We start from the raw sequence: 25,100 nt of genomic DNA, 5'->3' as shown, positions 1-25,100 counted from the left end.
TCTGCCCGGCAGATTCAGTGATGCGGAAGCGGATACCCGCCTGTGCGTGAATGGCTGCCTGTTGATCCTGCGCGTTCAGGTGCGTATTGGCAGCACCTGCCTGAGCGGGATGGCCAATGGCAGACGGTGTATCGCCGCTTTCACTGCTGGTGCCATGCAGGGATGGTAAAAGGTTTTGAGACGCCGGTTGCCGATCCGGACAATCAGCCTCTGATGTTTGATTCAGACATCCTGCATGCCCATCAGGTTTCAGGCGCTCAGGCGTGCATCATGTGATCTGACGGCCAGCCAAAGCCCGACCAGTATGAAACAGATTGATGTGGTGTGAATAGCTAGGATGGCGGAGAGGGTGGGATTCGAACCCACGGTACGCTCACACGCACGGCGGTTTTCAAGACCGCTGCCTTCAACCGCTCGGCCACCTCTCCATAAGGTCTGTTTAGCTAGGTCTGCTGCCGCCGTCTAGAGGTTACGCCGCACAAAAACCGCGCCGTGCATGCCGGTGCGCAACCATTGCTGCCATGAAAGGCGTTAGTGCTGATCGAAAAGGGAAACCGGACCAGCAAGCCGATGTGCATTGCTGATCGTGGGATAACTGACCAGTGCAGCGCTTAGAATGGCCAGCGCCAGGAAAACGGCCTTCTTGATCATGTACAGTTCCCCTTGAATGAGAGGAAATATTAACGGGGGCATGTGTCGCCTGTATGTCTGGTGCATGTCATTTTGTATCAGATTTTTTATGGTATTGAGTGGCTACTTTATTTAAAGACAGGATTTCGTAAGGTTATCTGGAAAAAACCGTGTCAAAAATGTTCTTGTAATTTTAGAAATTGAAATGTTTAAAAAAGATACATTGAACAATATTGAGGCCCCGTGGCTTTTCCAAACAGACCATCAGGCGGATGTTTATAATAGCTATGATCCAATCATTTTATCTGGATCGTTAATGCAGACGCCTGATGCATTCTACAACGAAATTTACAAACAATTCCACGCACCGCCCTATGCAGGCAAAAACTTCAATGCACTTCGGGACATCCTGACGGACCTGTCATGGATCATGAACAGAAGCCAATATGTTGTCTTTTGCCAAAATGCAGAAAAAATACTTATCAAAGCAAAAGAAAACGCCTTACAGGGCTTTCTGGAAATATTGGAGGCCGTAGGCAGGGAATGGAGCCAGCCCGTGCAGCAGGGTGAAGCATGGGATCGGCCCGCCGTGCCGTTTCATTCAATTCTACAGGTTCAGGCGCTTTGCGCATCCTGCTTCCCGTGCAAGGTTCCTGTTATCGGGTCCGTTTAATCTGACCTGAACAGCCGCAGTGCGCAGCAATTCAAACCGACCTAATACGGATGCGGGTTTGATAACTGTTCATGGGCCAGGATGCGGAAGCGTTCCTGCTCTTCCAGCGTGGCGGCGTGGGCATCGGTTCCGATGGTCCATTGCCGGTCCGGGTAGTGTAACTGAAAGATCTTGCTGGCCAGTCGTTCAATATCTTCAGGTGTATAGGACATGAACCCGTTTCCCGCGCATGTTCAGGAACGATAACCGGGCCACCCTGCGGATGGCCCGGAAACAGGGCAGGAGGGTCAGACGCCCACCATCACATCGGATGCCTTGATGATGGCGGTCGCCTTTTCACCCACCTTCAGGTTCAGGTCGGCCACGGCTTCATTCGTAATCGAGGCGGTAATGGTGTTGCCGCCCACATCAATCGTGACATGCGACGTGGTCGCACCCTTGGTAATGCCGCTAATCGTGCCTGCAATCTGGTTGCGTGCGCTGATTTTCATCGTTTCAGTCTCCTTGCTGGCTTCACGGGTGGGTGTAGGCCCATAAGCCGTGTCAATCAAATGGCTGCTGGCGGCTCAGGCGAAGGCTTCATCCCATGTGCCCTGCGTAGCACCGCGGCTGTATTCGGTCGCACGGTTTTCAAAGAAGTTGGTGTGCTCCACCGCGTTCATCATCTCGTCAATCCATGGCAGCGGATTGCTCGGCACGTCATAGATCGGGGCCAGTTCAAGCCCGATCAGGCGGCGGTTGGCGATGAAGCGGATATACTGCTTGACCTCATCGGCACTCAGCCCCTGCACCGGCCCCATGCGGAAGGCGAGGTCGATGAAACGGTCCTCGTTGGTCACGATCTCGCGGCAGGCGGTGTGGATGGCGGCAGCCACGGCGGGCTTGTCGATCTGGTGGCCGAATTCCTGCATGTAGGTCTTGAACAGGCGCGTGATGGATTCAACGTGCAGGCTCTCGTCGCGCACCGACCATGTCACGACCTGGCCCATGCCCTTCATCAGGTTATGGCGCGGGAAGTTGAGCAGCATGGCGAACGAGGCGAAAAGCTGAAGCCCCTCGGTAAAGCCCGCGAACACGGCCATGGACAGCGCCGTGTTGTAATGGTCGTCCATATTGAAGCGCTTGAGGAACTCGTGCTTGGCTGCCATTTCCTCATATTCGAGGAAGGCGGCATATTCCGTCTCCGGCATGCCGATGGTGTCGAGCAGGTGGCTGTAGGCCGCCTGATGGATGCTTTCCATGTTCGTAAATGCCGAGAGCATCATGCGCACTTCGGTCGGCTTGAAGCGCGGCATGTACAGGTCGATATAGGCGTTCTCGACCTCGGTATCCTGCTGGGTGAACAGCCGGAAAATCTGGGTGACCAGATAGCGCTCGGTTTCGGACAGGTTGTTGTTCCAGTCCTTCACGTCATCGCCGAGGGGAATTTCCTCGGGCAGCCAGTGCAACTGCTGCTGGGTCTGCCATGCCTCATACGCCCAGGGGTAGCGGAAGGGCTTGTAGACCGGGCTGGGCGAGAGAAGATTCGGTGTGTCTTTGCTCATGAGTCGTCCCTTTGCCACAACATGAATTTTGATGGGTCTACGGTTTAGAGGGCGGTTGCCTTTCATGCCAACAGCCATCTGTCCGTTTGAAAAAGTTTTTGGTGAAGTTTTTTTCAAAAAGCTTCAAAGAACGCCACTTTTTTAAGAAAAGACGACACTTAAAAAATTTTTATCAGGATCTGCTGTCCGTGTGCACCGAGGGGCCGGCGCCGGGGGGCGGTCCCTGTATGCCCCCATCATTATGGTGGCTCGGCTCGGGGCCATAACAGCCGGCAAGCAGCAGGGTCAGGAGCAGAATGGCGAGGGGGCAGGGGATCAGGCGCATCGTGACCTCCGGTGAATACCGCCTGAACGCGGCGGGGCAGCAGGAGTTTGGGCCACCATCATGCCCCGTGGCGCGGCGGGGGCATGCAATCCATTTTGTTTCCGCATGCCGGTGCGATAGACCGGCACGGACACAGGGCACGATGGGCAGGGTGAATGCAGCAGGTTGAGCAATGGATGCGCAGGATCGCAACCGGGCTGGTCATCCCCATGCCGCTACTGCTGCTTTATGCCCTGGCACCTGCGGAAATTGTCATGACCGCCGTGGCAGTCCTGTTCGTGGCCCACTGCCTGCTGCGGCGGGACTGGACCTGGCTGCGGCAGGGCTGGGTGGTGGCGGCGGCACTGCTCTGGGCGCAGATCGTGCTCGCCTCCCTTCTGGCCGGACATGGTGTTATGCAGGCCGTGGCGTTCATGCGGTATTTTGTCTTTGTCGCCGCCCTTCAGCACTGGGTTCTGCCCGATCCGCGCACGCGCCGGGTGCTGGCCCGGGCTTATGGGGCCGTGGCCATATGGCTGGTGGCGGGGTGCTGGCAGCAATATCTGTGCGGGCGCAATTTTATGGGGTACGGACGGTGGGCGGATGGCGCGCTGCTCGGCCCGTTATGGGCGCCGCGCGCGGGGCACGCGCTGGTCATGACGGCGTTGCCGGGCCTGTTCCCGCTGGCCATTGACCTTGCGCGGCGCGATGGGGCGCGGGGGCGGCTTATGGCCGGGGCGCTGCTGCTGGGGCTGGTGGTGACCATGGTGCTGATTGCCCAGCGCATGCCGCTTTTGCACCTGCTGCTGGCCATGGGGCTGTGCGGCCTGCTGGTGCCCCGCCTGCGGGCCGTGGTGGGCGCGGCGGTGGCGCTGGGGGCGGGGGCCGTGGCCCTGTCGCCGCTGCTGGCGCCCCAGGCCTACCACAAGCTGGTGCTCAACTTTGTCGCGCACATGCAGGGCTTTGCCGATAGCCCGTATGGCATGCTGTTCATCCGCGCGGGCGTGATGATCGCGCGGCATCCATGGTTCGGGCTGGGGTTTGACGGGTTCCGCCATGCCTGCCCTGATCCGGCGTATTTTCATGGCCTGCCCGGGCTTGGCGTGCGCGAAGGCGTGCATGGCGCGGCGGTGGGGTGCAACCTGCATCCGCATAATTTCTACCTGCTCATGGGCACCATGGGCGGCGTGCCGGCCATGGTGCTGTTTGCAGCCTTCGCCGCCTGCGTGCTGGCGCGGGCGTGGCGGGGGGGGGCTGCCACGGCCCCGTGCGATCCGCAACGGCTGATGCTGGCGGTGGCGTGCGTGGTGGTGCTGTGGCCGTTGCAGTCGACGAGTTCGTTGCTGACCCAGCCCACGGCGGGGTGGCTGTTCATGGCCATAGGCTGGGCGCTGGCCCGTGTTCCGCCTGCCTCTCATTTGCAACCCTTGCGCGGCAGGGACTAGCCCCGGCGCCCTCGGCGCACTAGAGTGCCCCGCGCGGTCGGCCCGTATGCCCTTTCCGGCCCGCGACCGTTCTTGAACCAAGGGAGCCTGCGCCATCGTTTCCCCCTGTTGTTCTGTAGGAACGTGTCCGGCTTTGCGCCGGGCGCGGGTATCTGTGCGTGTGGTGACCCATGGCGAGTGAATCGGGCGATGCGCTCAAGCGTATTTTTGGCAATACGGGCTTCCTGATTGCAGGGCGCGCGACCAATGCCATATGCAGCTTCCTCTACATCGCCTGGGCGGTGCGGGCGTTAGGGCTGTCGCGCTTTGGCGTGCTCATGCTCGTCACGACCTTCGGCACCGCGATCTCGACCGCAACCCACCTGCAGTCATGGCAGCCGCTGCTGCATTATGGCACCGATCCCTTCACCAATGGCAGGCGCGCGCAGTTCTCGCGCGTGCTGGCGTTCTGTGTGCGGGCCGATTACCTCAGTGGCGGGGTTGGCTGGCTGGTGGGCACGCTGGGGGTGGCGCTGTTCGGCACCGCCATGGGCTGGCCCGCGGCCGACCAGGGGGCGGCGATGGTGTATATGACCACCATCGCGTTCATGAATTTTTCATGGTCGGCAGGGGTGTTCCGGCTGTGCAATACCTTCTGGCTGAACATGCTGGTTGACCTGTCGGGCACGCTGGTGCGCACCGTGGGGTCGGGTCTGGGCTTCATGTACCATATGGGGCTGGATTATTACCTGCTGGTGTGGAGCATGACGCAACTGGCCATGTTCACCACCAGCACCGTGCTGGGCCTTTTGCAGCTGCGGCTGGCGGGGGGCATCCGCTTCAACCCGTTTGCCCGCCTGGCGGAGGGCGATGCGCCGGGCATCTGGCGCTTCACCCTTTCCACCAGTGGCAACCATGTGCTGAGTTCGGTTTTCAACCAGTTCGGCACGCTGCTCGTAGGCGGCCTGCTTGGGCCGGCCGATGCCGCCGTCTATCGCGTCTCGCGCCAGATTGGCGAAGGGATCGCCAAGCCGGCCCAACTTATGGTGCCCGCCCTTTACCCCGAATTCATCCGCCTGCGTGACAAACAGGACTGGTACGGCATCAAGCGCGTGACCGTGCAGCTTTTCCTGACGATTGGCGGTTTTTCCATCGCTCTCATGGGGGTGGCGATGCTGATGGGCAACATCCTGCTGACATGGATGCTGCATGTACACTGGCATGGCGGCCGCCACCTGATCATGCTCATGCTGGGCAGCGCCGTGCTCGGCCTGGGCATCGTGCCGCTCGAGCCGCTGCTGACCGTGATCGGGCAGGTCTCGCGCGTGCTCCGTGCCCGCATCATCGTCACCGTGACCTACCTGCCACTGGTGTATGGCATGACCCGGCTGTGGCGGCTTGAGGGGGCGGCGGCGGCAGGCGTCGTGGCGGGGCTGATCATGTTTGGCATCTGCCTGCGCCCGGTGCTGGCGTGGTTTGGCCAGATGGCCCCGGGGCGCGCGCCTGCCCGGCCCGCCACGGCGGAAACGCCGGGCGGGAAAGGCGGGACGGGGGCGTGATGACCCGTCCCGATCCCGTCAGAAGCTTGCCGTCAGGCTCACATTGAACGACCGGCCCATGCCGGGCAGGGCACGCAGGCTGCCGGTGGCGGCGTAATCGGCCAGCGACCAGCCGCCCAGCGGCAGTTCGTATTTCTGGTTCAAGACGTTGTCGATGCTGGCATCGAGCGTCATGTAGCGCCAGTGATACTGCCCGCCCAGCCCCAGCAGGGCATAGCCGGGGGTGCGGGGTTCGTTGCGCACCCAGTCCACCGTGTCCTTGGCCTTGACGAAGGTCATCTCGACCCGGCCGCTCCAGTTCTTCCACCGTTCGTTCAGCGTGACGCTGCCATTGGTGGGCATCTGGTGGTACAGCCCCGCGCCATTGGTCAGGTCCTGCCCGCGCACCCAGTTGAGGTTGGCCACGATCTCGCCCCGGCCAAAGCGGGCATTCTGCCACAGCCGGTAATTGCCCGAGCCGTTGATGCCATAGCTCTGGGCATTATGGTTGGCAAAGCCCAGCGTGTAGAACTGCCCCGCGCTGGCAAGCCGGTAGGCGTTTATGTAGTCGTGGGTGTAGGTGTAGTAGGGCTGGACTTTCAGGTCCCACCGGTCGCCATCGGGGTCGTGCCAGTCGGCGGTGATGGAGGCGGTATTGGCCACCTCGGGCTTGAGGTCGGGGTTGCCCACGTAGCCGTTGCCATCGCCAAACCAGTTGATCATGCTCGTGACCATGGCCGAGCGCCCCCAGGCATAGCGCTCATACAGGTTGGGCGAGCGGGTCTTGCGGGCATAGCCGCCCTCGATGGTCAGGTCGCGGCGTGGTTTCCAGCGCACAAGGGCCGTGACATCGAAGTTCACGTCCGTCCGGCCCCGGTCGGTGGTGTTGAACGCATTGGCCGCGTTGATGTTGGCCATGTTCATCATGCTCATGGTCGATGAATAGCCTGATACCGGGCCGGTATTCATCATGACCAGATCATTGCGAAAGCCCAGCAGCGTGGTCACGCGCGGGGTCCAGGCGGCCTCCCACTCCACAAAATGGCCCAACCGGTCGCGGTGGCCGTTATTGATGCTGTGATAGGTGTCCGGCCCCATCATCATGCTGCCCGCAACCGGCGGCCACCAGTCATTGAGCCCGGAATGGTCGAACGAACTGCCCAGCCGCAGGGTCTGGCCTTCCGCTAGGGGGATGGTGGCCTTGATGCTGTAGCCTGCCATGCGGGCGTTGGTGTTCATGGGCATGTGGGTGGTCTTGGCGCGGTCGGGCAGGAAGTCCATGGCGTGGTCCTCGCGCTGCCAGTAGCCACGCGCCTCGAGCTCGCCCCAGTTGAACGTGCCGAGATACTTGCCGTTGACGAAGGTGGAGCGGTTGTTCGTCATGTCCATGTACTGGTTGGCGAAGCCCTCATGCGGGGTGTCCTGCTGGCCGAAGGTCAGGGCAAGCAGATGGTTGCCCTTGTGCACGCCAAAGGTCACGGCATGGTTGTAGGTCAGGTAGCTGGTCGAGCGCACAAGCCCCGCATCCCCGCCGCCCTCATAGTCGCCCGCCTGCGCGTAGGAGGCATTGTAGCGCAGGCTGAACGTGTCATTCGCCACCGTCAGGCTGCCCGAGGCGCCATAGCCGCCGCCATTGCTGCGATAGGTGCCGGTGACATGCCCGGTCACGAGCACCTTGCCATGCTTCGCGAATTGCGGGTCCTTGCGCTCGACATCGATCGTGCCGCCGGTGCTGTCGCCGCCCATGCTCACGGGCGTTATGCCCGCGATGGCGGTGGCGGTATCCACGCTGTCGGGGTCGATGAAGGACAGGGCGGGGTTCATGTGGTTGGGGCAGCCCGAGGCGATGCGCACGCCATCGACCACGGTGGCCACACGGTCATCGGCCATGCCGTTGAGCACGGGCAGCGCGGCGAGGCCGCCTGCGGAATACGTGCTGACACCGGGCTGGTTGCGAAACAGGCTGGCGGCATCGGGGCTGCTCAGGCTGGCCGCCGTGCGCTGCGCGGCGGAAGGGGACGCCGCCGAAAGCAGGCGGTCGCCCATGGGCGCGCTGTCCGCCGTATCCTCGATCGAGAGGCCGGGCAGGGTTACGGTTGTCTGGGCGCGCGCGCCCAGCGGGTGCAGGGAGGCTGCCAGCATGCAGCCGCCTGCGGCCACCACGATGGGGGTGGCCGTTTTTTTCATGGAAGTCACTTTTCATGTCCTGAACGGAAAAACGAAAGACGCGCGCGCCCATGAGGGCCCGCGGCAGCGTGTGAGTTCAGGAGATGGAAGGTGGCCCGCAGGCCGGGGGCAGCCCCAGCGGAACAGGAGGGGGCGCGCGGGGCTGGCGGGGTTCATGCCGGTGGGCCGCCCATGCCATGGGCGGCAGGGGCAGGAAGGGCAGAACCACCAGCGCAAGGGCAGGCAGGTGCAGGAGCGGGCAGAGCGGGCAGCCTTCGGCATGGTCGTGGCCATGGGGGGGCGTGTTGCCATGCTCATGGGGGGCGGGCGCGTTCGCCATCATCATATGATGATGTGGCAGCGCGGCCTGCCGGTCCGCCTGCGTGGTGCCGGGGGCGATATCGATCCCGGTCAGCCGCATGATGGTGCCGCGCGGCAGTTCGCCGGGCAGGCTGCGGCTTTCAACCAGCAACTGGCCCCATAGCCCCAGGCACGCGCACAGCACCATGACCCAGCGGATCACAGGCATGTCATGCAGGAAGGGGTGGCGGGCTTGGCCCATGATGGACAGGTTCTTTGCGGTTGTAAGATAAGGCGGTAACAGGAGAGTGTTCTCGGAGGTCGGGGGCTTTTTGTCAAATGACAAGGCAGCCCGCGCCCATGCCCCAATGGATGGAAGCGTGCAGCAGCAGGACAGAACGGCAGGCCGGATTCTTGTCACGCCAACCGGCCCCACCGGCTGGCGGCGGGGCCGGCTGCTTGCGGGCTGGGCCATCGTGGCCGCCGTGCTGGGCCACGGCGTGATTGCCGCGTGGCTGCTGCCCGCCCGCGCGCCCGTGCCTGCCGCGCCTGCTGAAAAAAACACCGTTCAGGTCTTTTTCGACCGGCCAGGGGTTGCGCCACCCCCCATGGCGGCTACGCCACAGCCACAGCCACAGCCACAGCCACAGCCACAGCCACAGCCACAGCCACAGCCACAGCCACAGCCACAGCCACAGCCACAGCCACAGCCACAGCCACAGCCACAGCCACAGCCACAGCCACAGCCACAGCCACAGCCACAGCCACAGCCACAGCCAAAAGCCGTGGCCACGCCGCCCGCTGCCGCGCGGCCTGCCGGAGCGCCGGTCGTGCATCCTGCCACGCGGCCCCGGGCATCGTCTGCCCCGCCCCCAGCCCGGCCCGGCGCTGCCGCACCGGCGGGGTCGGCCCCTGTGGCAACGCAGAATAGGCCTGGTGCACCCAGCACGGCGCAGGCAGCGGCTGTCGCGCCAGCGGCACCGCATTGCACGCCTCCGGCCTGGCGTTATCCCGCCCTGGCCCGCCACATGCATGAGGAAGGCAATGCAATGGTTGATGTCGTTCTGGGCAGCGAGGGGCAGGTAACGCAGGTCAGCCTGAAATCCAGCACCGGCTATGATGATCTGGACAGCACGGCCCTTGCTGCTGCGCGCAAGGTGCAGTGCACCGGGCAGGGGCGCTCGCTTGAGGGTACACATGTCCTGCTGCCGGTTACATTTCACCTGCATTGAAGTTTAAAGCGGGAGGGGCAGAGCCCGTGCAGGCGGCTGCCCGCGCCGCTGCAGGGCGTCTGGAGCAATGCTTTTTTTTGACGGCTTTGAAGTCATTCGCCCTTCTTGAAAAAACGAGCGCCTTTTTCAGGCAGGTCGTTTGATTATCAGTTTTTTAGGAATATTTTCCGCATAAAGACCTGTCGCCGGAACGTACGTGGTCTGGCGATGGCAGCTCCGATCACGATCGACCATCCATCCTGACGGTCGGGGCTGCCGCATCAGTCTGCCGGATTGGTTAATGCCAGGAAATATTTAATGGAATTGAAATATATGCCGTGTGTAACGGAATATTACATCGTGATGTTTCGATAGTCGTGAATATATTGCAGATATTTATATCAGACATGCAGGAATGATGAAAACAATCATGCAAGATATATTTTCAGGGCTTAAATAATTTTGAATTCCCCAAACGGGGATTTTGATTCTCTTTGTTACACGGCCTTCCCTTTTATTTATCACGGAGAAGTCCAATCTCTTGAGGGTCGATATGTTGATATGAAGGAATGATTATGAAACGCGCATTTGTGCTGGCCCTTGCTCTTGGTGCTGCCCTGCCGGTTGCGGCTCACGCCCAGTTCGATGGTTCGAACCAGAATGGAAGCGGCGAGCATCGTGGTGGCTGGGGCGGTCACGGTGGCGGCGAAGGTCGCGGTGGTGAGCAGGGCGGCCAGAATGGTGGCTGGGGTGGCCACGGCGGCGGTGAAGGCCGTGGTGGTGAGCAGGGCGGCCAGAATGGCGGCTGGGGTGGCCACGGCGGCGGTGAAGGTCGCGGTGGTGAGCAGGGCGGCCAGAATGGCGGCTGGGGTGGTCACGGTGGCGGTGAAGGCCGTGGTGGCGAACATGGCGGCCAGAATGGCGGCTGGGGCGGTCATGGTGGCGAAGGCCGCGGCGACCAGGGTAGCTCCAACTGATCCAGGCGTAATGGTAGAAAGGCCCGGGTTATTCCCGGGCCTTTTTATTTGCCTGCGCCTGCGGCGTATGGAAGCTCCGAAAAATCGGCCGCACGGAAGTGACGGTTACGGGCATACCGTTGTGGGAACAGCATCAGGAGCAGGAGACCAGCAAGGTGGTCTCGATCGCTACGACACGGGGTCATCTGGGGGGCATAGCTAGCTTGGTGAGCCATAGTGCACTGCAAACCATCTGCAAACCGTGCAAACTTTTAAGCCGCCAAGTCATTGAAATCTGGCGCGCCCTGCTGGATTCGAACCAGCGACCCACAGCTTAGAAGGCTGTTGCTCTATCCAACTGAGCTAAGGGCGCGAGCCTGCCCTTGTGCCAGATCGCGCCTAATGCGTCCAGTTCTGTATCCGGTCATACCGGAAATTATCGGCATAGGCCTTTGGCCTGCGGTGGCGCGGGGCAGGGATCTCGATGTCATATGCAATGCCCTGCGCGGTGGCATAGGCAATGGCGCTGTCCTGGTCAGGAAACTGGAGTTGCAGTTGCGATGGCGTGTCGGTGCTGCCGGTCCAGCCCATGAGGGAATCGACATGGCGGGGGCGGTTCTGCCCGTAATCCAGCACCCATGTATGGGTCATGGCCTGGCCCGACTGGCCAGCGGGCTTTGACTGCCTGTAAATCCGGGCTCGCATGAGCATTGTCACTCCCAGGATATGGTCGGGGCGCCCGGACTCGAACCGGGGGCCTCGTGTACCCAAAACACGCGCGCTACCAGGCTGCGCCACGCCCCGCGACCACGAGCGGGAAACTATGGGGCAACGGCTGTTCTGGCAAGCACATTCTTGCAAAAAAATACCGCGCCAGCCCGCCCCGGGCAAGCGGGGCAGGCTGGTGCGGCGAACAACACGTCGTGTAATGGGGGCAGGCGCGCAGAAGGGGTCAGGCCTTCTCGACCGATTTGCTGGCCAGCGGCGGAATGAACAGCGGCGCCGTATCCCACGGGAAGAGCACCCACGTATCCTGCGGCACCTCGACCACGAACAGGTCGGTAACGGGGCGGCCGGCGGGCTTGGCGTAAAGGCAGGCAAACACCGCCTTGGGCAGCAGCTTGCGCACGAGCTGGGCGGTCACGCCCGAATCCACCAGGTCATCGATGATCACGAAGCCCTCGCCATCACCGGCGGCCTCGGCTTTCTTGATCACGTTGGCCTCGCCCATCTTCTCCTCGTCATAGGTCACGACGGAGATGGTCTCGATCAGGCGGCAGTCGAGTTCACGGGCGATGATCGCGGCGGGGATCATGCCCCCGCGCGTGATGGCCACAATGCCCTTGAAGGGGCCACGGTTCATCAGCGTGCTGGCTAGCTGGCGGGCATCGCGGTGCAGCTGGTCCCATGTTACGGTTGCGTAGCTCTTGGCCATCAGAAAAGTTTTCCTCCATCGGGAACACGGCCATCCGGGCGGATCAGGACGGCTTCTCCATTACTGTCGGGCATGCCCAGCGTCAGCACTTCACTGCGGAAGGGACCGACCTGCCGGGGCGGCACGTTGATCACCGCGCAGATCTGGCGGCCCACCAGCCGGGCCGGCACATAGCGGTGATTGACCTGCACCACCGATGACCGCACCCCGATATGGGGCCCGAAATCAATCGTGAGCCAGAAGGCGTGCGGCCGCATCTCGCGCAGGGGCCGTGCCTCCACGACCGTGCCGGCCCGGATATCGAGCCATTCACGGGCTTCCCCTTGTGTGCCGGGCACGGTGGCATGCTCTACAGGGTCTGTCATGCAACCGCTTTTGCCCGTGTTGGGGCGGATTTGCAAACGGGGGAATGCGTTTTTTTGATGGGGAAAGCGTAGGATATCCACGAGTGCTGCTGTTAGGATACAGCCATCATGCCTCCTGCTTCCGCTCCATCCGGCGCGCAAGGCCCCACGCCTTGCGCAACATCCCTGCCGCTGCACCGTCATCCGGGGCTTCTGGCTTTCCTTGCCGCCCGCACGGCATCCTCCTTTTCGGCCTGCGTGCAGGCCGTGGCCGTGGGGTGGCAGATCTATGCGCTCACCCACAGCACCACGGCGCTGGCGCTGGTGGGGCTGGCGCAGTTCCTGCCCATGGCCGGGCTTCTGCTGCCCGCTGGCCACGCGGCGGACCATTTCAACCGCCGGGTGATCGTGGTCACATGCCAGGCCATCGAGGCGCTCTCGGCGCTGTTCATGGCCATTGCCGCGTTTGGCGGCTGGACCACGCCGTGGATGATCTATGCCATGGTGATGATCTTCGGCGCGGCCCGCGCATTCGAGATGCCCTGCCAGCAGACCTTCCTGCCATCGCTGGTGCCCGCCCATGTGTTTCCGCGCGCGGCGGCGGTGTCCTCCTCGCTGTTCCAGGCGGCGGCGGTGACGGGGCCATCGGTGGGCGGGCTGCTTTACGGGGCGGGGGCAGGGGTGTGCTACCTTGTGTGCGCGCTGGGGTTTGCGTGTGCGTGCATCGGCACGCTGTGCATCCGGCTGGTGTTTGCGCCAAGGCCGCGGGTGCCGCTCTCGCTGGCCACGTTTGTCGAGGTGGCGCATTTCATGCGCGCGCGGCCCGACATGCTGGGCGCCATATCGCTTGACCTGTTTGCCGTGCTGCTTGGCGGCGCCACCGCCATGCTGCCGGTCTATGCCAGTGACATCCTGCATGCCGGCCCGGTGGGGCTGGGGCTTTTGCGCGGCGCGCCCGCCATCGGGGCGGTGGCGTGTTCCGTCTTCATGGTGTGGAAACCGCTCAACCACCGGGCCGGGGCGCGCATGTTCATGGCCGTGGCCATATTCGGGCTGGCCACGGTGGTGTTCGCCTTTTCGCGCTCCATGGCCGTGTCCATTATCGCGCTGGCGGTGCTGGGGGCGGCGGATGTGGTGAGTGTTGTGGTGCGCGGCGCGCTGGTGCAGCTGCGCACGCCCGACAGCATGCGCGGGCGGGTCTCGGCGGTGAACATGCTGTTCATCGGCTCATCCAACCAGCTTGGCGAGTTCGAGAGCGGCATGCTGGCCACGCTGATCGGCCCGGTCGGGGCCGTGGCGCTGGGCGGTGTTGGCACGCTGGTCATAACCGGGTTGTGGATACGGATGTTCCCCACCCTGTGGCGCGTGGACCGGCTGGATGACATCACCCCGCAATAGGTCGGCGGGAGTGATGTCATGTGCCGTGCCGGCATCCCGGCCTTTTTGTGTTATCAGGGAATGTAGCGTCCGGTCCGCAGGCGTTCGAACAGGTCAAAGAATGAATCGGGCGTATATTGGTAGCCGGTAAAGCCGAGCCTGCGGCTGAGGCTCATGTCGGTCACGCATTCGACCGGCCGCCCCAGATCGGCATCGGTGTGCCACGGCGAGGCCAGTCGCCCGAGGGCCGGCTCGCGCAGTCCGTGCCTGTCCGCAATGCTGGCCCATTGTGCTTCCCTGCCTGCAAGCATCTGTTCAAGCGATGTGGCATGGCCGGGATAGGGTGCGGCTTCGATGCCAAACCAGGCGGCCAGTTCAGGCCAGAGCCAGTTCCAGCGGAATACATCGCCATTGACCACATTGAACGCCCTGTTGCGCCCGGCAGGGCAGGTGGCGGCCCATAGGATCTGGCTGGCAAGCTGGCGTGCATCCGTAACATCCGTCAGGCTCTGCCACTGCGCAGGCGAGCCGGGAAAGACAAAGGGCAGCCCCGCCTCACGGCACAGCGTGGCATAGACCGCAAGCGTGGTGCCCATGTTCATGAGGTTGCCGATGGCATGGCCGATAACCGTGTGCGGACGATGGACCGTCCATGCAAAGCCGTGCCGGTCGGCTGCCTCGAACAGCACGTCTTCCTGCGCGTAATAGAAGTTTTCCACGTCCAGCCGGGGCATGCTCTCGCGAAACGGGGTCTGTGGCGCCGCGCCCTGCGCATAGGCCTCGAACGGGCCCAGATAATGTTTCAGCCCCGTAACAAGACTGGCATGCACAAGAGCCTGTGGCCTGGGCAGGGCCGTGAATACGTTGCGGATCATGGCGCTGTTGGCAACGCAGTTTTCCGCCTCGGTGGCGCGGCGGGTCCATGTGGTGAAAAACACATGGGTGGGCATGACACCGGCCAGCGCCGCACGCAGGGAGGCCGGGTCGAGCGCATCGGCCGCAACCGGCATGACGGTTGCAGGCAGGTTCCCGACCCGCCTTGCAAGGCCGTAAACGCTCCATCCTTCCGCCACCAGGCGGTTGGCAAGGTTCTGGCCAACAATGCCGCTTGCCCCGACAACGAGTGCTTTGTGAGACATCTGTTCCTCCATGAATGCCGTGGGTTTCACACGCTGTTGGCAAACGCTACAAAAGGCAATCCGGCACCTTTTCGTGCCCTGGTTACCCAAAGGTTCCCGGGAGTCTGTACATGAACCTCGCCCCGCTGCCCGATCAGTATCGACATGCTCCCTTTGTGGAGGACTGTGCACCGCGCCGCCTGCTACGCCTGTTCAGCGGCAAATGGACCACCATGATCCTGCATACCCTGCACCTGCTTGGCGGGGCATCCCGCCCCGGCCAACTCCAGCGCGCCATTCCCGGCCTGTCAAAAAAGATGATGACCCAGACCCTGCGCGAGCTTGAACAGATGGGGCTGGTTGCACGAGAAGTCATGCAGGTCATGCCGCCCGCTGTTGAATACGGCCTGACCCCTCTGGGCCAGCACTTTGTCACCCCGCTGGAAATGCTCTATCGCTGGGGCGCCGAGCACGCGGAACTGCTCGATTGCGTGGAACGCAACAGGCACATGGCGCTGAAGCCGTAGCAGGTCAGGGGGAATGCCTGTGACTGTCGGCTATGCCAGCCCCTAGCGCAATTGCCCGCCCGCCCCCGTGCGCGGTGCGAACAGGCGAAAGAGCGGGCCGGTCAGCGCGGTGGAGATGACCGCCAGCACCATGAGCGAGGCGAAGGCGAAGTCCGACAGCATGCCCTGCGCGTGCAGGATGGTGGCGGCCACGATTTCCATCAGCCCCTTGCATTGCAGCAGCGCGCCCACGCTCAGCGCCTGCCGCCGTGACAGGCCGGGCGCGGGCGGGAAGGCATAGACCGAGGCCATCTTGGCCAGCACGGAAATCACCACCAGCATGAGCGACGCCACGACCGAGGGCCAGGTCAGCGCATCGCCATTGATGTGCAGCCCGCTATGGCCAAAGAACATGGGGGCAAGCCAGATGAGCGAGAACGTGCCCACCTGTTCCACCGGCAGGCGCGCCACCCAGCGCGGCGGCATGAGCGCGCCCGCGAAATAGGCCCCGATCAGCTCATGCAGCCCCAGCTGCATGCTGGCCCATGAGCCAGCGGCCAGATAGATGGGCACCGCCAGCCAGATGACGGGGGCAGGCGGGTTGGGCATGTTGCGCGTGGCCCAGTTGCCCGCAAGGGCCAGCAGCGCCAGCAGGGCCACGGCCACGGCTTCCAGCCCGGTCCAGCCATGCAGGGCGGCAGGGCCGCGGGCGGCGAATTGCAGCACTACCAGCCCTATCCAGAGAGCCGCGTCATCCACCACCGCCAGCTTGAGCGCAAGCTGGCCGATGGAACGCTGGGTGGGGTCAAGCTCGCGCACGATGCCGATCAGCACCGGCAGGGCACTGACCGCGATGCACAGCCCGATGGCCATGGCGCCGACCACCGGCCCCACATGCGGCGGCTGCCAGCCATGCAGCGGCAGGAAAAAGCAAAAGACCAGAAGTGAGCCAACCACGAACGGCCCGCCCAGCGCCACGGCCGCCCCGCCCAGCAGGCGGCCCAGCGGCGGGGCAGGGATGGTGTGGGCCGAGACATGGGCATCGGGCGGCTGCCACATTTCCAGCCCGGCGGTAAAGGCCAGCACCAGAACGGCCAGCCAGCCAAGGTTGTCGCCATAGACGGAGGGAATGCCAAAGCGCTGCACCGGGGCATGCATGACGGCCAGGATGATGCCGAGCAGGATGGGCAGGACAACAATCGGTATTGTCCGCCCCAGCAGCCGCCACAGCCCCCATGGGAGAAGAACAAAGAGACCGGCATCAAGAACAAGGGCCGTAATGTCTGACAATGGCTATCCTTTCCCATTTATAAACAGGCATATGTTATATGCATAAAAAAATCATTTGGGATTTATTTTTTTTAAGTTGCGCAGAATAATGAATATATGCAAGATTAGTTCTTATTATGTTCTTTTTGATCTTGCAGCGAACCATGCCCGGCAAAGCGGCAGGCAAATTCCGGCATTGGCATCAAACGCGGTGCAGGCATGGTGGTTCGGAACGGGTCTGACATATTTGATGGTATGACGGCGATTGCCGCCACCTCCGGGTGTTGAAGAGAACGGCAGACCCGTCACCCGATCAAAGTGTCGGAAAAGGTCTTTCCGGTGAGCCTTCTGATGCGGATGGTCTGTCCATGACGTGGAAAACCAGTTCAGGATTGTCCCGACAGGCAGGAATGAAGGTTGATTTGAATATTGTTTTGAAATCGTATGGAGAATATTCATATTCGTTATCTCTATATGATCTAGGTATTTTGAAAATGAGTTATTTTTAAAATATAATAGATAAAAGAATCCTATATTTTTATATTTTATATTCAGATGTCGCCATTTTTGTTTGATCCTGATCATGGTTGCTCACGCTGCCGTGCGTGACGCTACCCGCATCGAGGCCGCCCCCAAAGGGGAGCCTGTGATGAAAGAGGACCTTCACCATGCCCAAAAATGTCGTCAATCCCGAATTCCTGCCCATTCTGGAGAAGATGCCGTCCTTCGATGGCCTGTCCGGCCGCTCCCTGCCCGAAGTGCGCGAAATCTTCATGACATCGGTGCGCCTGATCGAAGGCAGGCCCCTGCCGGATGTGGAAGTGCAGGAAGAATACATTCCCGGCCCCGCAGGCGCGCCGGATGTGCGCGTGCTGGTCTATCGCCCCCGCACGCGGCGGCCCAATGCCCCGGCCATGGTCTATATCCACGGTGGCGGCCTGGTGTCCGGTCACCCGGAGGTCGACGACCCCAAATGCCAGGTGCTGGCCAGCAAGATGGGCTTCGTGATCGTATCGGTCGATTACCGCCTTGCGCCGGAGGTGAAATACCCCGCTGCGATCGAGGATTGCTACGCCGCCCTCAAATGGGTGCATGACAACGCGGCACAGCTTGGCATCAACCGCGACAAGGTGGCCGTGGCGGGCGAAAGCGCGGGCGGGGGCCTGAGTGCGGCCCTGTCGCTCATGGCGCGCGACCGCCAGGAGTACAAGCTGACCTACCAGTTGCTCATCTACCCCATGCTTGATGACCGCACGGCCACCAAGGTCGATCCGGCGCCTGATTTTGGCGAGTTTGTCTGGACCCGCTCGGCCAATAAATACGCATGGGAAGCCTATCTGGGGGCTGCGGCAGGTGGTGATGATACCCCGGCCTATGCCGCTGCCGCGCGGGCAAAGGACCTGACCGGCCTGCCGCCCACCTTCATTGGCGTGGGGTCGATGGATCTGTTCCTGTGCGAGGATCTGGAATACAGCCGCCGCCTCATGGCCGCGGGCGTGCCGACCGAGGTGATGGTGGTGCCCGGCGCCTATCATGTATTCGACATGTTCGTGCCCGAGGCCGAACTGTCGCGCCGGTTCATGGAGGCGTATTGCGCGGGGCTCAAGCGCACGCTGGGCCTGTAAGGGTAAGGCCCGCCCCGGTCGCTGCCCGGGGCAGGCACCATTGCGTGTACGACCGCTTTTGTGGTTGCAGGCCGCAGGCCCGGCTTTGCATCATGCTGCCCGTGTGTGAGGGGAATGCGCCAGATGATGCAATTACGCCAATGCGCGTGCCGTGGCGGCCTTGTGGCGGCCTTCATCATGGCGGCTCCTGCCGCCCATGCGCAAGGCCATGTTGTCCTGACCCCCAAGCTTGACTGGCAGCTTGCCGCCCAATTGGCGCAGGAGGCGGTCAGGGCCTGTGCCGCGCAGGGCTATTCCGTCACGGCCACGGTGGTTGATACGAGCGGGCAGCAGCAGGCCGTCATCAAGGGGGATAGCGTGCCGCTGCAATCGCTGTCCGTTTCCTATCGCAAGGCCTATACCGCCTTTGCCTACGGCCTGGCCTTCAACATGAACACCACCAGCGAACTGATTGCCGCCAAGGTAACGGGGCCTGCCAATGGCGCGCTCAATACCATTCCCGAAGTATTGTTCGTGCCCGGCGGGGTGACGTTGCGGCGGGGGGGCCGATAACGCGGCCCTTGGCGGCATTGGCGTATCCGGTGCGCCGGGCGGCGAGAAGGATGAAGCCTGCGCGCAGGCGGCGGTGGCAAAATACCGGGCGGAATTCCGTTAAAATGCAGAAAGGTTGCTGGGCGCCGCCTTTTTTCAAAAAGGCAGTATTCTTCGAAGCTTTTTGAAAAAAGCCTCACCAGAAACTTCCTTATGATTTCTGGATGTTTGCCGGGCTAACTTTTCAAACAGTCTTTTATGGTCTTTACGGCATTATCGGGCCGCACCGTGGCGGAGGTTACTGCAGCTTCTCGCTATCCTCATCCATGTCATGCAAAAGTGCCTGCGTCAGCGCCCGGTGGGACTGGATGAGCCGCACGTTATCACGGTTCAGTCGGGGGGGCGTTTTTCCTGTCTGCCGGGGGGGCGTCGCTCATGGTTGCCGTCATTTCAAAAGTGGTGAGGCTCATGACAAAATCCCGTGCCGACATGTCATGTTCCTGCAGGATCGCCTGAAGTTCCGGCATGGCCTCGGTGCGGCGGATCGTGACGGCAAGCGGCATGTTTCTGGTCTGCATGGGCGGCGTGAGATGCGCCTGCCGGATGGCCCGGATGAGGGGCAGCATGCGGGCAAAAAAATCCTTGGGGAGTTTGTACTCGGCAGCGCTCTGAATATCATGCTGCATGGCCTCGTGCACGGCCCGTTCAATCTCGGCCTTCTGCTCGGCCGAGGGACCGTGCGTCTCCGCGCCCTGCGCCCGCGCCTCCTGCAGCCCGAGGGAAGGGGATACAAGCACGCAGGCGCAGGCAAAAAGAATTCTGCACGGAATAAAAGCATTCATGCACGCGCCCCCATCATGCCTCTCGTACTGCTGGCCCACAGGCTATCGTGTTCATTCAGGACTGTTGTACCAATTGTGCGGCAGATCGTGCCCCAGTCAATATGGCTTGGCAATTGACGCATATCTTGGGTGTTTAGACCCATGCACCAAGGCACAGTCATCCACGGCAAGGCTTCCTTACAATTTTCAACCAGAGCAAAGAAGCTGTCGCCTGTAGGCTGGTGACTGCAGGCATGACCGCTTGGGATGTGAAAATGATGGGGGTGATTATGAGGGTTTGGAACAGGCCCAAACCGCGATCAAAACCGGTCTGGACGTGTCGAAACGTCCCCGGAAAGCGCATTGCTCATCATGGGCTCAGATTTAAATAAATCCGTAACCTACTGATTTAACACTAATTTTTAAGGAAAGGTGGCTCCCGAAGTAGGACTCGAACCTACGACCCAGCGATTAACAGTCGCTTGCTCTACCAACTGAGCTATTCGGGATCAGCGTTGGTGAGCAGCTTATAGCCACACAGATGGGGGAGCGTAAACCCCCCTTTTGAACTTTTTTTAAAAAAGGGGAAAAAAGGGAACCCCGGCAGGCTAAAAGAAGGGTAATGCCTTCGCATCTCAGGAGAAACCGCAGCTAATGGTCGAACAGAACAGGGAAGGAAAGCCACGCCAGCTGCTCCGCCGGGCATTCGTGCCCATGCTGGTGGCGGGAGGGTGCGCCGTGGTGGGCTCGCAATGGGTACAGAGCCGCCAGCAGGCACGGATCGTGCGCCGCGATGATGCCCTGCTCGATGGCCAGCCCCATGACATGACGCTGGCATGGCCCTACGCGCAGTCTTCCACCCTGTATAATGTTGCCCTGCGGCAGGATTTCTTTTTGCAGTACCGCCTGAACGTGCAACTGCGCGATGGCGTAGCCAACGGGCGTGACGCCATTGCCGACCTGCAGGCAGGCCGCGCCATGGCGGCCGTGGCCCCCGTGCTGTCATGGCTGCAGGCGTGGCAGGCCAGTCCCGACCTGCCGGTGCGGCTGGTCATGGGGTTGCAGGCGGGCACCTTTCGCCTGCTGGTGCGGCGCAAACTGCGTATTGCCAAAATCGAGGATCTGATCGGCCGCCGCATTGCCGTGCTCAATGCCGATATGGCCGACCGGCTGTTCTTCTCCATCATCCTGCGCCGCAAGGGGCTGAACCCTGACACCGCGCCCAACTGGGTCATCCTGCCGCCCGATGAAATTGACGACGCGCTTGCCGCTGGCACGGTCGATGCCGTGGCCCTGCACGACCCGCTCGCCTGGCGGCTGCTGCGCAACCCGGCGCTTGATGTGGTGGAACTGGTCAATAGCGTAAACGGGTTATATGCCGGGCGCACCAATCTGGCGCTGGGCCTGTCCACCGATGTGCTGCGTGATGCGCCCGGGGCGGCCGTGGCCCTCGTGCTCGCGCTCTATAATGCCGCCCACTGGCTCCCCGCCCACATGGCCGAGGCGGCCAGCCTGCTTGATGGCCGCGTTGATGGCATGCAGCAGGACGCCATATTGCAGATGATGCGCCACGAGGTGCTGGGCATCAGCCCCGTGGGCAATGACCTGAAAACCCAGATCGCGCGTTATGTCGATGAACTCAAGCTGCTCGGCCAGTTCCCCGACAGTCTCAATTCCGCCAGCTACGCCCGCCGCATCTCAGCCGATATCCTGCACCCTGCCCAGCCGCGGCCATAAGGCGGGCCTAGCGCACGTCGCGGTAATAGGGCTGGGCCAGGGCGGCGGGCGCTGCCATGACCCGGCGCATGCGGTGCCACACCACCACCGGCACGATGATGAAAGCCATGGTGCCAATATAGGGCAGCATGTTGAGGAAGGCGGGGTCAATCGGCCAGTTATGCGCCTGCCCCACAAAGGACAGCGCGGTGACCAGGCCGAACAGCAGGGCGGAGAGAGTGACGATAACGGGCCGGTAGCCCGCAAAGATCACCAGCGCCAGCGCAATCCATCCACGCCCCGCCACCATGCCCTCCGACCAGACCGGCACATAGGTCAGCGTCAGATAGCCACCCGCCATGCCCGCCATGGCGCCGCCAAGGGTGACGTACCAAAAGCGCATGGCCATGACCGGAATGCCCGCCGCATCCGCCGCCGCCGGGTTCTCGCCCACCGCGCGCATGTTCAGCCCGTGCCGGGTGCGGAACATGATGAAATGCACCGCCAGCGGCAGCAGCACGTAAATCGGTATGATGAGGATATTCTGCCCGAACAGCGCCGGGCCGATGATGGGGAGGGACGACAGCAGCGGAATGCTGACATGCCCGAAGGTCGTCTCCACCGGCTGGCCCGCGTAGCTGTGGCCCAGCGCGGTTGACAGCCCCAGCCCCATGAAGGTCGTGGCCAGCCCGCACAGCACCTGGTTGGCCCGCATCACCACCGCGCCAAAGGCGAACACCATGCCGCCCACGGCACCCACCATGATGGCCACCAGCAGTCCGACCCATGGCGAATGCACCGAGGAGACGGTCATCACCGCCGTCACCGCCCCCAGCGCCATGAGGCCTTCCACCCCAAGGTTGGTCACGCCCACGCGCTCGGCCAGCACTTCGCCAAGGGCCGCCAGCGCCAGCACGCCACCGGCCAGCACGGCGGTGGCCAGCATGCCTGTCAGCAGCATGATCATTAGGCTTTTCCCTTCGCTGGCGTGGTGGCGACAGGCCGGTAATGGGCCAGTTCATCGCCGATGGCGATCATGAACAGGATCAGCCCGGTAATGGCGAGGATGACCGAGGCCGAAAGCTGCTGCGTCTGCATGACAATGCCCGAATCAAGGATCAGCGCCATCAGAAGCGCCGCCGGGATCACGTTCAGGCATGACCCGCGCGCCAGCACCGCCACCACAATGCCCAGATAGCCAAAGTTGTTGGCCATGCCGCCCTGCAGCCGGTGTACCGTGCCCGCGACCTCGAACATGCCCGCCAGCCCCGCCAGGCCGCCAGAAAGCAGCATGACCGAGATGATGCGCAGCCGCACCGGAATACCCGCATAGCGCGCGGCCTCCGGGTTGGCCCCGCCCATGCGGATCTCATAGCCCCACCGCGTGCGCGACAGCACCAGCGCCAGCCCCACCACGATCATGATGGCGACCGGAAAGCCCCAGTGCACGATGCCCCACATCTCGGGCATGGAAACCGAAAGCCGCTGCGTCGAGACCTGCGCCCCGCTGATCCGGTCACGCCACGGCCCCGTGGTCAGGTAATAGGTGAGGAGCGATGCGATGAAGTTGAGCAGCAGCGTGGTGATGATCTCGTTCACCCCGGCATAGGCGCGGGCCAGCGTGGGCACGGTAATCCACGCCATGCCGCCCAGTATGCCCGCAATGGTCATGAGTGGTAGCACGACCAGAACCGGGCCATGCAGGCCAAGGGCCACGCCGGTCGCGGCAATGGCGCCAGCATAGAACTGGCCCTCCGCCCCGATATTCCACAGCCCGATGGTGCCGCACACCGTAACCGCCGCCCCCGTGAGCAGCAGCGGGCACATGAACAGCATCAGGTCCTCCAGCCCGAAGCGCGAGCCAAGGGTGGAGCGCAGGATCAGTTCCGCCAGCATGGCAGGGCTGTGGCCAGACAGGGCCAGCACGCCCGCGATGATGCAAAGCGAGACCGCGATGGCCACCAGCCGCAGGGCCAGGATGCGGCCCGCAGGCGCGGTGGGCAGGCGCTGGAAGGCACGTGTCGCCATTACCGTGGCCCTCCCGGCTGGAGGTCGGTGGGTTCCCGGCCGCCCATCAGCATGCCGATGGTGGCGATATCCGCATTTTCCGCATCAATCACATCCATCATGCGCCCGTGAAACATGACCCCGATGCGGTCGGACACGTTCAGCAGGTCTTCCAGATCTTCAGAAATGAATACCACGGCCACCCCCTGGTCGCGCAGGTCGGTCAGGTAGCCCAGCATGGTGGCAATGGCCCCGATATCGAGCCCGCGCGCGGGGTAGGCGGCCACCAGCACCCGGCTTGCAATGCGGATCTCGCGCCGTGCCACCAGCCGCTGCTGGTTGCCACCCGAGAGGTTGCGGATGGGCATGCCAAAATCGGGGATGCGCACCTGTGCCAGTTCCGCAATGTCATGCGCCAGCACGCCCGCGGCCCCCGCATCATACAGGCCATGGCGGCCAATCGGGGGGTGGGCATATTCACGCAATGCCATGTTGGTGGTGATGGACAGCGAGGGTGCCAGGGCGCTGCGCAGCCGGTCCTCGGGGATGTGGCCTACGCCCGCATGGGCAAACAGGGCCGGGTCGGCGCGGTCCACCACGCTGCCATCAAGCACGATCTCGCCTGATGTGCGGGCCATAAGCCCGGTCAGCACATGGGTCAGTTCGCGCTGGCCGTTACCCGCAACGCCCGCAATGCCCAGGATCTCGCCGCCATGCAGGTCAAGGCTGACATCGCGCAGCGTGTCCACGCCGCGGTCGTCGCGTACGCTCACGTTGCGGAGCTGCATGATGGGTTGTGGGGCAATGGGGGCGGCGCCTTCGGGCCGGGCGCGCATGTTGCGCCGCACGATGTCGCGCCCCACCATGGTGGCCGCCAGCATGGAGGGATTGCAGTCCGCCGTGCGGAACGTGCCCACCTTGCGCCCGCCGCGCAGGATGCTGACACGGTCGGAAATCTCCATCACCTCGTCAAGCTTATGGCTGATGATGATGACCGCATTGCCCTGCGCGCGGAAGGCCCGCAGGGCGCGGAACAGCTCGCCCGTCTCCTCCGGCGTCAGCACGGCGGTGGGCTCGTCCATGATCAGCAGCCGTGCCCGGCGCGCCAGCACGCGCAGGATTTCAACGCGCTGCTGCTCGCCCGCCGAAAGGTCGCACACCCGCGCGGCGGGATCGACAGGAAAGCCGAAGCGCTCGGAAATCTCGCGCGTGCGGGCTTCCATCACGGCAGGCGAGGCGAGGCGGGGGGCCTCGTCCCAGCCCAGATGGATGTTCTCGGCCACCGTAAAGGCCTGCACCAGCTTGAAGTGCTGGTGTACCATGCCAATACCCGCGCGAATGGCCTCTTGCGGGGAGGTGAAGGTCTGGCCGTAGCCATCGAGGATGATCTCGCCTTCCTCGGGCTGGTAGATGCCGGTCACCACGTTCATGAGCGTGGACTTGCCAGCCCCGTTCTCGCCCAGCAGGGCATGGATCTCGCCCGGCCACACATCAAGGTCCACGTCCTTGTTGGCGATCACGCCGGGGAAGAACTTGCCAATGCCGCGCAACTGCAGCACCGGCGGCGTGCCCGGCGCCATGCCGGAGGGACCAGCGGGGGAGACT

Annotated in this window: 26 protein-coding genes, 4 tRNA genes and 1 pseudogene; 10 read left to right on the top strand and 21 right to left on the bottom strand. The window is 62.7% G+C overall.

Annotated features, from left to right (window positions below; all coding sequences use genetic code 11):
- Positions 1-42: 42 nt before the first annotated feature.
- The gene (locus tag DV027_RS03155; RefSeq protein WP_130730499.1) at positions 43-276 is read left to right on the top strand and encodes a transposase; all 234 of its coding nucleotides are present in this window, start codon (positions 43-45) and stop codon (positions 274-276) included.
- A 62-nt stretch (positions 277-338) separates the two neighbouring features.
- Here the strand turns inward: DV027_RS03155 and DV027_RS03150 are convergent.
- Positions 339-428 (bottom strand) — tRNA-Ser (locus DV027_RS03150).
- Positions 429-835: 407 nt separating this feature from the next.
- Between DV027_RS03150 and DV027_RS03145 the strand changes: the two genes are divergently transcribed.
- Positions 836-1,303, top strand: a complete 468-nt coding sequence (locus DV027_RS03145; RefSeq protein ID WP_130730498.1) for a barstar family protein — start codon at positions 836-838, stop codon at positions 1,301-1,303.
- 41 nt (positions 1,304-1,344) lie between these two features.
- On the opposite strand, the gene DV027_RS17360 is transcribed toward DV027_RS03145, so the two are convergent.
- From DV027_RS17360 to DV027_RS03135, 3 genes are all read right to left on the bottom strand, one after another.
- Positions 1,345-1,515: a hypothetical protein gene (locus DV027_RS17360; protein WP_165399094.1), complete on the bottom strand. Its 171-nt coding sequence runs from the start codon at positions 1,513-1,515 to the stop codon at positions 1,345-1,347.
- A 75-nt stretch (positions 1,516-1,590) separates the two neighbouring features.
- Positions 1,591-1,794, bottom strand: coding sequence for a TOBE domain-containing protein (locus DV027_RS03140; RefSeq protein ID WP_130730497.1), 204 nt, complete (start codon positions 1,792-1,794; stop codon positions 1,591-1,593).
- 75 nt (positions 1,795-1,869) lie between these two features.
- A complete protein-coding gene (locus DV027_RS03135) occupies positions 1,870-2,847 on the bottom strand; it encodes a ribonucleotide-diphosphate reductase subunit beta (RefSeq protein WP_130730496.1) in 978 nt (325 codons plus the stop codon).
- 480 nt (positions 2,848-3,327) lie between these two features.
- Here DV027_RS03135 and DV027_RS03125 point away from each other — a divergent pair, with 480 nt between their 5' ends.
- Positions 3,328-4,596: an O-antigen ligase family protein gene (locus DV027_RS03125; RefSeq protein ID WP_130730494.1), complete on the top strand. Its 1,269-nt coding sequence runs from the start codon at positions 3,328-3,330 to the stop codon at positions 4,594-4,596.
- A 170-nt stretch (positions 4,597-4,766) separates the two neighbouring features.
- Positions 4,767-6,134, top strand: a complete 1,368-nt coding sequence (locus DV027_RS03120) for a lipopolysaccharide biosynthesis protein (protein WP_130730493.1) — start codon at positions 4,767-4,769, stop codon at positions 6,132-6,134.
- A gap of 18 nt (positions 6,135-6,152) precedes the next feature.
- Here DV027_RS03120 and DV027_RS03115 read toward each other — a convergent pair whose 3' ends face one another.
- The 3 genes from DV027_RS03115 to DV027_RS17820 all read right to left on the bottom strand — a co-directional run bounded on the left by DV027_RS03115 (position 6,153) and on the right by DV027_RS17820 (position 9,415).
- A complete protein-coding gene (locus DV027_RS03115) occupies positions 6,153-8,309 on the bottom strand; it encodes a TonB-dependent receptor (protein ID WP_130730492.1) in 2,157 nt (718 codons plus the stop codon).
- Positions 8,310-8,376: 67 nt separating this feature from the next.
- On the bottom strand, positions 8,377-8,841 hold the full coding sequence (locus DV027_RS03110; RefSeq protein WP_207303404.1) for a DUF2946 family protein: 465 nt from the start codon (positions 8,839-8,841) through the stop codon (positions 8,377-8,379).
- A 73-nt stretch (positions 8,842-8,914) separates the two neighbouring features.
- Positions 8,915-9,415 (bottom strand): hypothetical protein, encoded by a 501-nt coding sequence (locus DV027_RS17820; protein ID WP_242621708.1) that lies wholly within the window; start codon positions 9,413-9,415, stop codon positions 8,915-8,917.
- On the opposite strand from DV027_RS17820, the gene DV027_RS18030 reads away from it, so the two are divergent.
- Positions 9,365-9,811, top strand: coding sequence for an energy transducer TonB (locus DV027_RS18030; RefSeq protein WP_275100967.1), 447 nt, complete (start codon positions 9,365-9,367; stop codon positions 9,809-9,811). The two genes, DV027_RS17820 and DV027_RS18030, sit on opposite strands and share 51 nt — an antisense overlap.
- 500 nt (positions 9,812-10,311) lie before the next feature.
- Here DV027_RS18030 and DV027_RS17355 read toward each other — a convergent pair whose 3' ends face one another.
- From DV027_RS17355 to DV027_RS03075, 6 genes are all read right to left on the bottom strand, one after another.
- A complete protein-coding gene (locus tag DV027_RS17355) occupies positions 10,312-10,728 on the bottom strand; it encodes a hypothetical protein (protein WP_165399093.1) in 417 nt (138 codons plus the stop codon).
- A gap of 314 nt (positions 10,729-11,042) precedes the next feature.
- Positions 11,043-11,119: transfer RNA gene (locus DV027_RS03095), tRNA-Arg, on the bottom strand.
- 26 nt (positions 11,120-11,145) lie between these two features.
- On the bottom strand, positions 11,146-11,451 hold the full coding sequence (locus DV027_RS03090; protein ID WP_165399092.1) for an ETC complex I subunit: 306 nt from the start codon (positions 11,449-11,451) through the stop codon (positions 11,146-11,148).
- Positions 11,452-11,473: 22 nt separating this feature from the next.
- Positions 11,474-11,550: transfer RNA gene (locus DV027_RS03085), tRNA-Pro, on the bottom strand.
- A 148-nt stretch (positions 11,551-11,698) separates the two neighbouring features.
- Positions 11,699-12,181, bottom strand: a complete 483-nt coding sequence (gpt, locus tag DV027_RS03080; RefSeq protein WP_130730490.1) for a xanthine phosphoribosyltransferase — start codon at positions 12,179-12,181, stop codon at positions 11,699-11,701.
- A complete protein-coding gene (locus tag DV027_RS03075) occupies positions 12,181-12,546 on the bottom strand; it encodes a tRNA-binding protein (protein ID WP_130730489.1) in 366 nt (121 codons plus the stop codon). Before DV027_RS03075 ends, gpt begins: the two co-directional genes overlap by 1 nt.
- Before the next feature lie 108 nt (positions 12,547-12,654).
- On the opposite strand from DV027_RS03075, the gene DV027_RS03070 reads away from it, so the two are divergent.
- Complete coding sequence (locus DV027_RS03070; protein ID WP_130730488.1) at positions 12,655-13,923, top strand: MFS transporter; 1,269 nt, start codon at positions 12,655-12,657, stop codon at positions 13,921-13,923.
- A gap of 53 nt (positions 13,924-13,976) precedes the next feature.
- Here DV027_RS03070 and DV027_RS03065 read toward each other — a convergent pair whose 3' ends face one another.
- Positions 13,977-15,041 (bottom strand): SDR family oxidoreductase, encoded by a 1,065-nt coding sequence (locus DV027_RS03065; protein WP_130730487.1) that lies wholly within the window; start codon positions 15,039-15,041, stop codon positions 13,977-13,979.
- Between the two features lie 110 nt (positions 15,042-15,151).
- Here DV027_RS03065 and DV027_RS03060 point away from each other — a divergent pair, with 110 nt between their 5' ends.
- A complete protein-coding gene (locus DV027_RS03060) occupies positions 15,152-15,547 on the top strand; it encodes a winged helix-turn-helix transcriptional regulator (RefSeq protein WP_130730486.1) in 396 nt (131 codons plus the stop codon).
- Between the two features lie 42 nt (positions 15,548-15,589).
- Here DV027_RS03060 and DV027_RS03055 read toward each other — a convergent pair whose 3' ends face one another.
- Positions 15,590-16,816 carry a cation:proton antiporter gene (locus DV027_RS03055; protein WP_130730485.1) on the bottom strand — a complete coding sequence of 409 codons (1,227 nt, stop codon included), beginning with the start codon at positions 16,814-16,816 and terminating at the stop codon, positions 15,590-15,592.
- 114 nt (positions 16,817-16,930) lie between these two features.
- Positions 16,931-17,380 (bottom strand): hypothetical protein, encoded by a 450-nt coding sequence (locus DV027_RS03050; RefSeq protein WP_130730484.1) that lies wholly within the window; start codon positions 17,378-17,380, stop codon positions 16,931-16,933.
- Positions 17,381-17,463: 83 nt separating this feature from the next.
- Here DV027_RS03050 and DV027_RS03045 point away from each other — a divergent pair, with 83 nt between their 5' ends.
- The gene (locus DV027_RS03045; protein ID WP_130730483.1) at positions 17,464-18,420 is read left to right on the top strand and encodes an alpha/beta hydrolase; all 957 of its coding nucleotides are present in this window, start codon (positions 17,464-17,466) and stop codon (positions 18,418-18,420) included.
- A gap of 177 nt (positions 18,421-18,597) precedes the next feature.
- Positions 18,598-19,075: pseudogene (locus DV027_RS03040) on the top strand (GlcG/HbpS family heme-binding protein).
- A 259-nt stretch (positions 19,076-19,334) separates the two neighbouring features.
- On the opposite strand, the gene DV027_RS03035 reads toward DV027_RS03040, so the two are convergent.
- Positions 19,335-19,748 carry a hypothetical protein gene (locus DV027_RS03035; protein ID WP_242621706.1) on the bottom strand — a complete coding sequence of 138 codons (414 nt, stop codon included), beginning with the start codon at positions 19,746-19,748 and terminating at the stop codon, positions 19,335-19,337.
- A gap of 457 nt (positions 19,749-20,205) precedes the next feature.
- Positions 20,206-20,281 (bottom strand) — tRNA-Asn (locus DV027_RS03030).
- Between the two features lie 145 nt (positions 20,282-20,426).
- Here DV027_RS03030 and DV027_RS03025 point away from each other — a divergent pair.
- Entirely contained in the window at positions 20,427-21,509 is a 1,083-nt protein-coding gene (locus tag DV027_RS03025; protein WP_130730482.1) for an ABC transporter substrate-binding protein, read from the top strand.
- A gap of 7 nt (positions 21,510-21,516) precedes the next feature.
- On the opposite strand, the gene DV027_RS03020 is transcribed toward DV027_RS03025, so the two are convergent.
- Genes DV027_RS03020 through DV027_RS03010 form a run of 3 tightly spaced genes read right to left on the bottom strand, consistent with a single transcriptional unit; the run spans position 21,517 to position 25,075 of the window.
- A complete protein-coding gene (locus DV027_RS03020) occupies positions 21,517-22,455 on the bottom strand; it encodes an ABC transporter permease subunit (RefSeq protein ID WP_130730481.1) in 939 nt (312 codons plus the stop codon).
- A complete protein-coding gene (locus DV027_RS03015; protein WP_130730480.1) occupies positions 22,455-23,516 on the bottom strand; it encodes an ABC transporter permease in 1,062 nt (353 codons plus the stop codon). Before DV027_RS03015 ends, DV027_RS03020 begins: the two co-directional genes overlap by 1 nt.
- Complete coding sequence (locus DV027_RS03010) at positions 23,516-25,075, bottom strand: ABC transporter ATP-binding protein (RefSeq protein WP_130730598.1); 1,560 nt, start codon at positions 25,073-25,075, stop codon at positions 23,516-23,518. The genes DV027_RS03015 and DV027_RS03010 overlap by 1 nt, the downstream gene beginning before the upstream one ends.
- Positions 25,076-25,100 lie beyond the last annotated feature (25 nt).

It is taken from the genome of Komagataeibacter xylinus (assembly GCF_004302915.1).
GTDB classification, from domain to species: domain Bacteria; phylum Pseudomonadota; class Alphaproteobacteria; order Acetobacterales; family Acetobacteraceae; genus Komagataeibacter; species Komagataeibacter xylinus_C.
The sequence above is the reverse complement of the archived record's forward strand: the minus strand, read 5'-3'. Positions and strand labels throughout refer to the sequence as shown.

Bases quoted from the DNA above. Each gene is read 5' to 3' on its own strand.
- DV027_RS03145 (WP_130730498.1), top strand. From the start codon at position 836: ATGTTTAAAAAAGATACATTGAACAATATTGAGGCCCCGTGGCTTTTC.
- DV027_RS17360 (WP_165399094.1), bottom strand. From the start codon at position 1,515: ATGTCCTATACACCTGAAGATATTGAACGACTGGCCAGCAAGATCTTT.
- DV027_RS03140 (WP_130730497.1), bottom strand. From the start codon at position 1,794: ATGAAAATCAGCGCACGCAACCAGATTGCAGGCACGATTAGCGGCATT.
- DV027_RS03135 (WP_130730496.1), bottom strand. From the start codon at position 2,847: ATGAGCAAAGACACACCGAATCTTCTCTCGCCCAGCCCGGTCTACAAG.
- DV027_RS03125 (WP_130730494.1), top strand. From the start codon at position 3,328: ATGCAGCAGGTTGAGCAATGGATGCGCAGGATCGCAACCGGGCTGGTC.
- DV027_RS03120 (WP_130730493.1), top strand. From the start codon at position 4,767: ATGGCGAGTGAATCGGGCGATGCGCTCAAGCGTATTTTTGGCAATACG.
- DV027_RS03110 (WP_207303404.1), bottom strand. From the start codon at position 8,841: ATGGGCCAAGCCCGCCACCCCTTCCTGCATGACATGCCTGTGATCCGC.
- DV027_RS17820 (WP_242621708.1), bottom strand. From the start codon at position 9,415: ATGCACGACCGGCGCTCCGGCAGGCCGCGCGGCAGCGGGCGGCGTGGC.
- DV027_RS17355 (WP_165399093.1), bottom strand. From the start codon at position 10,728: ATGACCGCCCCAGCCGCCATTCTGGCCGCCATGTTCGCCACCACGGCC.
- DV027_RS03090 (WP_165399092.1), bottom strand. From the start codon at position 11,451: ATGCGAGCCCGGATTTACAGGCAGTCAAAGCCCGCTGGCCAGTCGGGC.
- gpt (WP_130730490.1), bottom strand. From the start codon at position 12,181: ATGGCCAAGAGCTACGCAACCGTAACATGGGACCAGCTGCACCGCGAT.
- DV027_RS03075 (WP_130730489.1), bottom strand. From the start codon at position 12,546: ATGACAGACCCTGTAGAGCATGCCACCGTGCCCGGCACACAAGGGGAA.
- DV027_RS03070 (WP_130730488.1), top strand. From the start codon at position 12,655: ATGCCTCCTGCTTCCGCTCCATCCGGCGCGCAAGGCCCCACGCCTTGC.
- DV027_RS03065 (WP_130730487.1), bottom strand. From the start codon at position 15,041: ATGTCTCACAAAGCACTCGTTGTCGGGGCAAGCGGCATTGTTGGCCAG.
- DV027_RS03060 (WP_130730486.1), top strand. From the start codon at position 15,152: ATGAACCTCGCCCCGCTGCCCGATCAGTATCGACATGCTCCCTTTGTG.
- DV027_RS03050 (WP_130730484.1), bottom strand. From the start codon at position 17,380: ATGATCAGGATCAAACAAAAATGGCGACATCTGAATATAAAATATAAA.
- DV027_RS03045 (WP_130730483.1), top strand. From the start codon at position 17,464: ATGCCCAAAAATGTCGTCAATCCCGAATTCCTGCCCATTCTGGAGAAG.
- DV027_RS03025 (WP_130730482.1), top strand. From the start codon at position 20,427: ATGGTCGAACAGAACAGGGAAGGAAAGCCACGCCAGCTGCTCCGCCGG.
- DV027_RS03020 (WP_130730481.1), bottom strand. From the start codon at position 22,455: ATGATCATGCTGCTGACAGGCATGCTGGCCACCGCCGTGCTGGCCGGT.
- DV027_RS03015 (WP_130730480.1), bottom strand. From the start codon at position 23,516: ATGGCGACACGTGCCTTCCAGCGCCTGCCCACCGCGCCTGCGGGCCGC.
- DV027_RS03010 (WP_130730598.1), bottom strand. From the start codon at position 25,075: ATGGCGCCGGGCACGCCGCCGGTGCTGCAGTTGCGCGGCATTGGCAAG.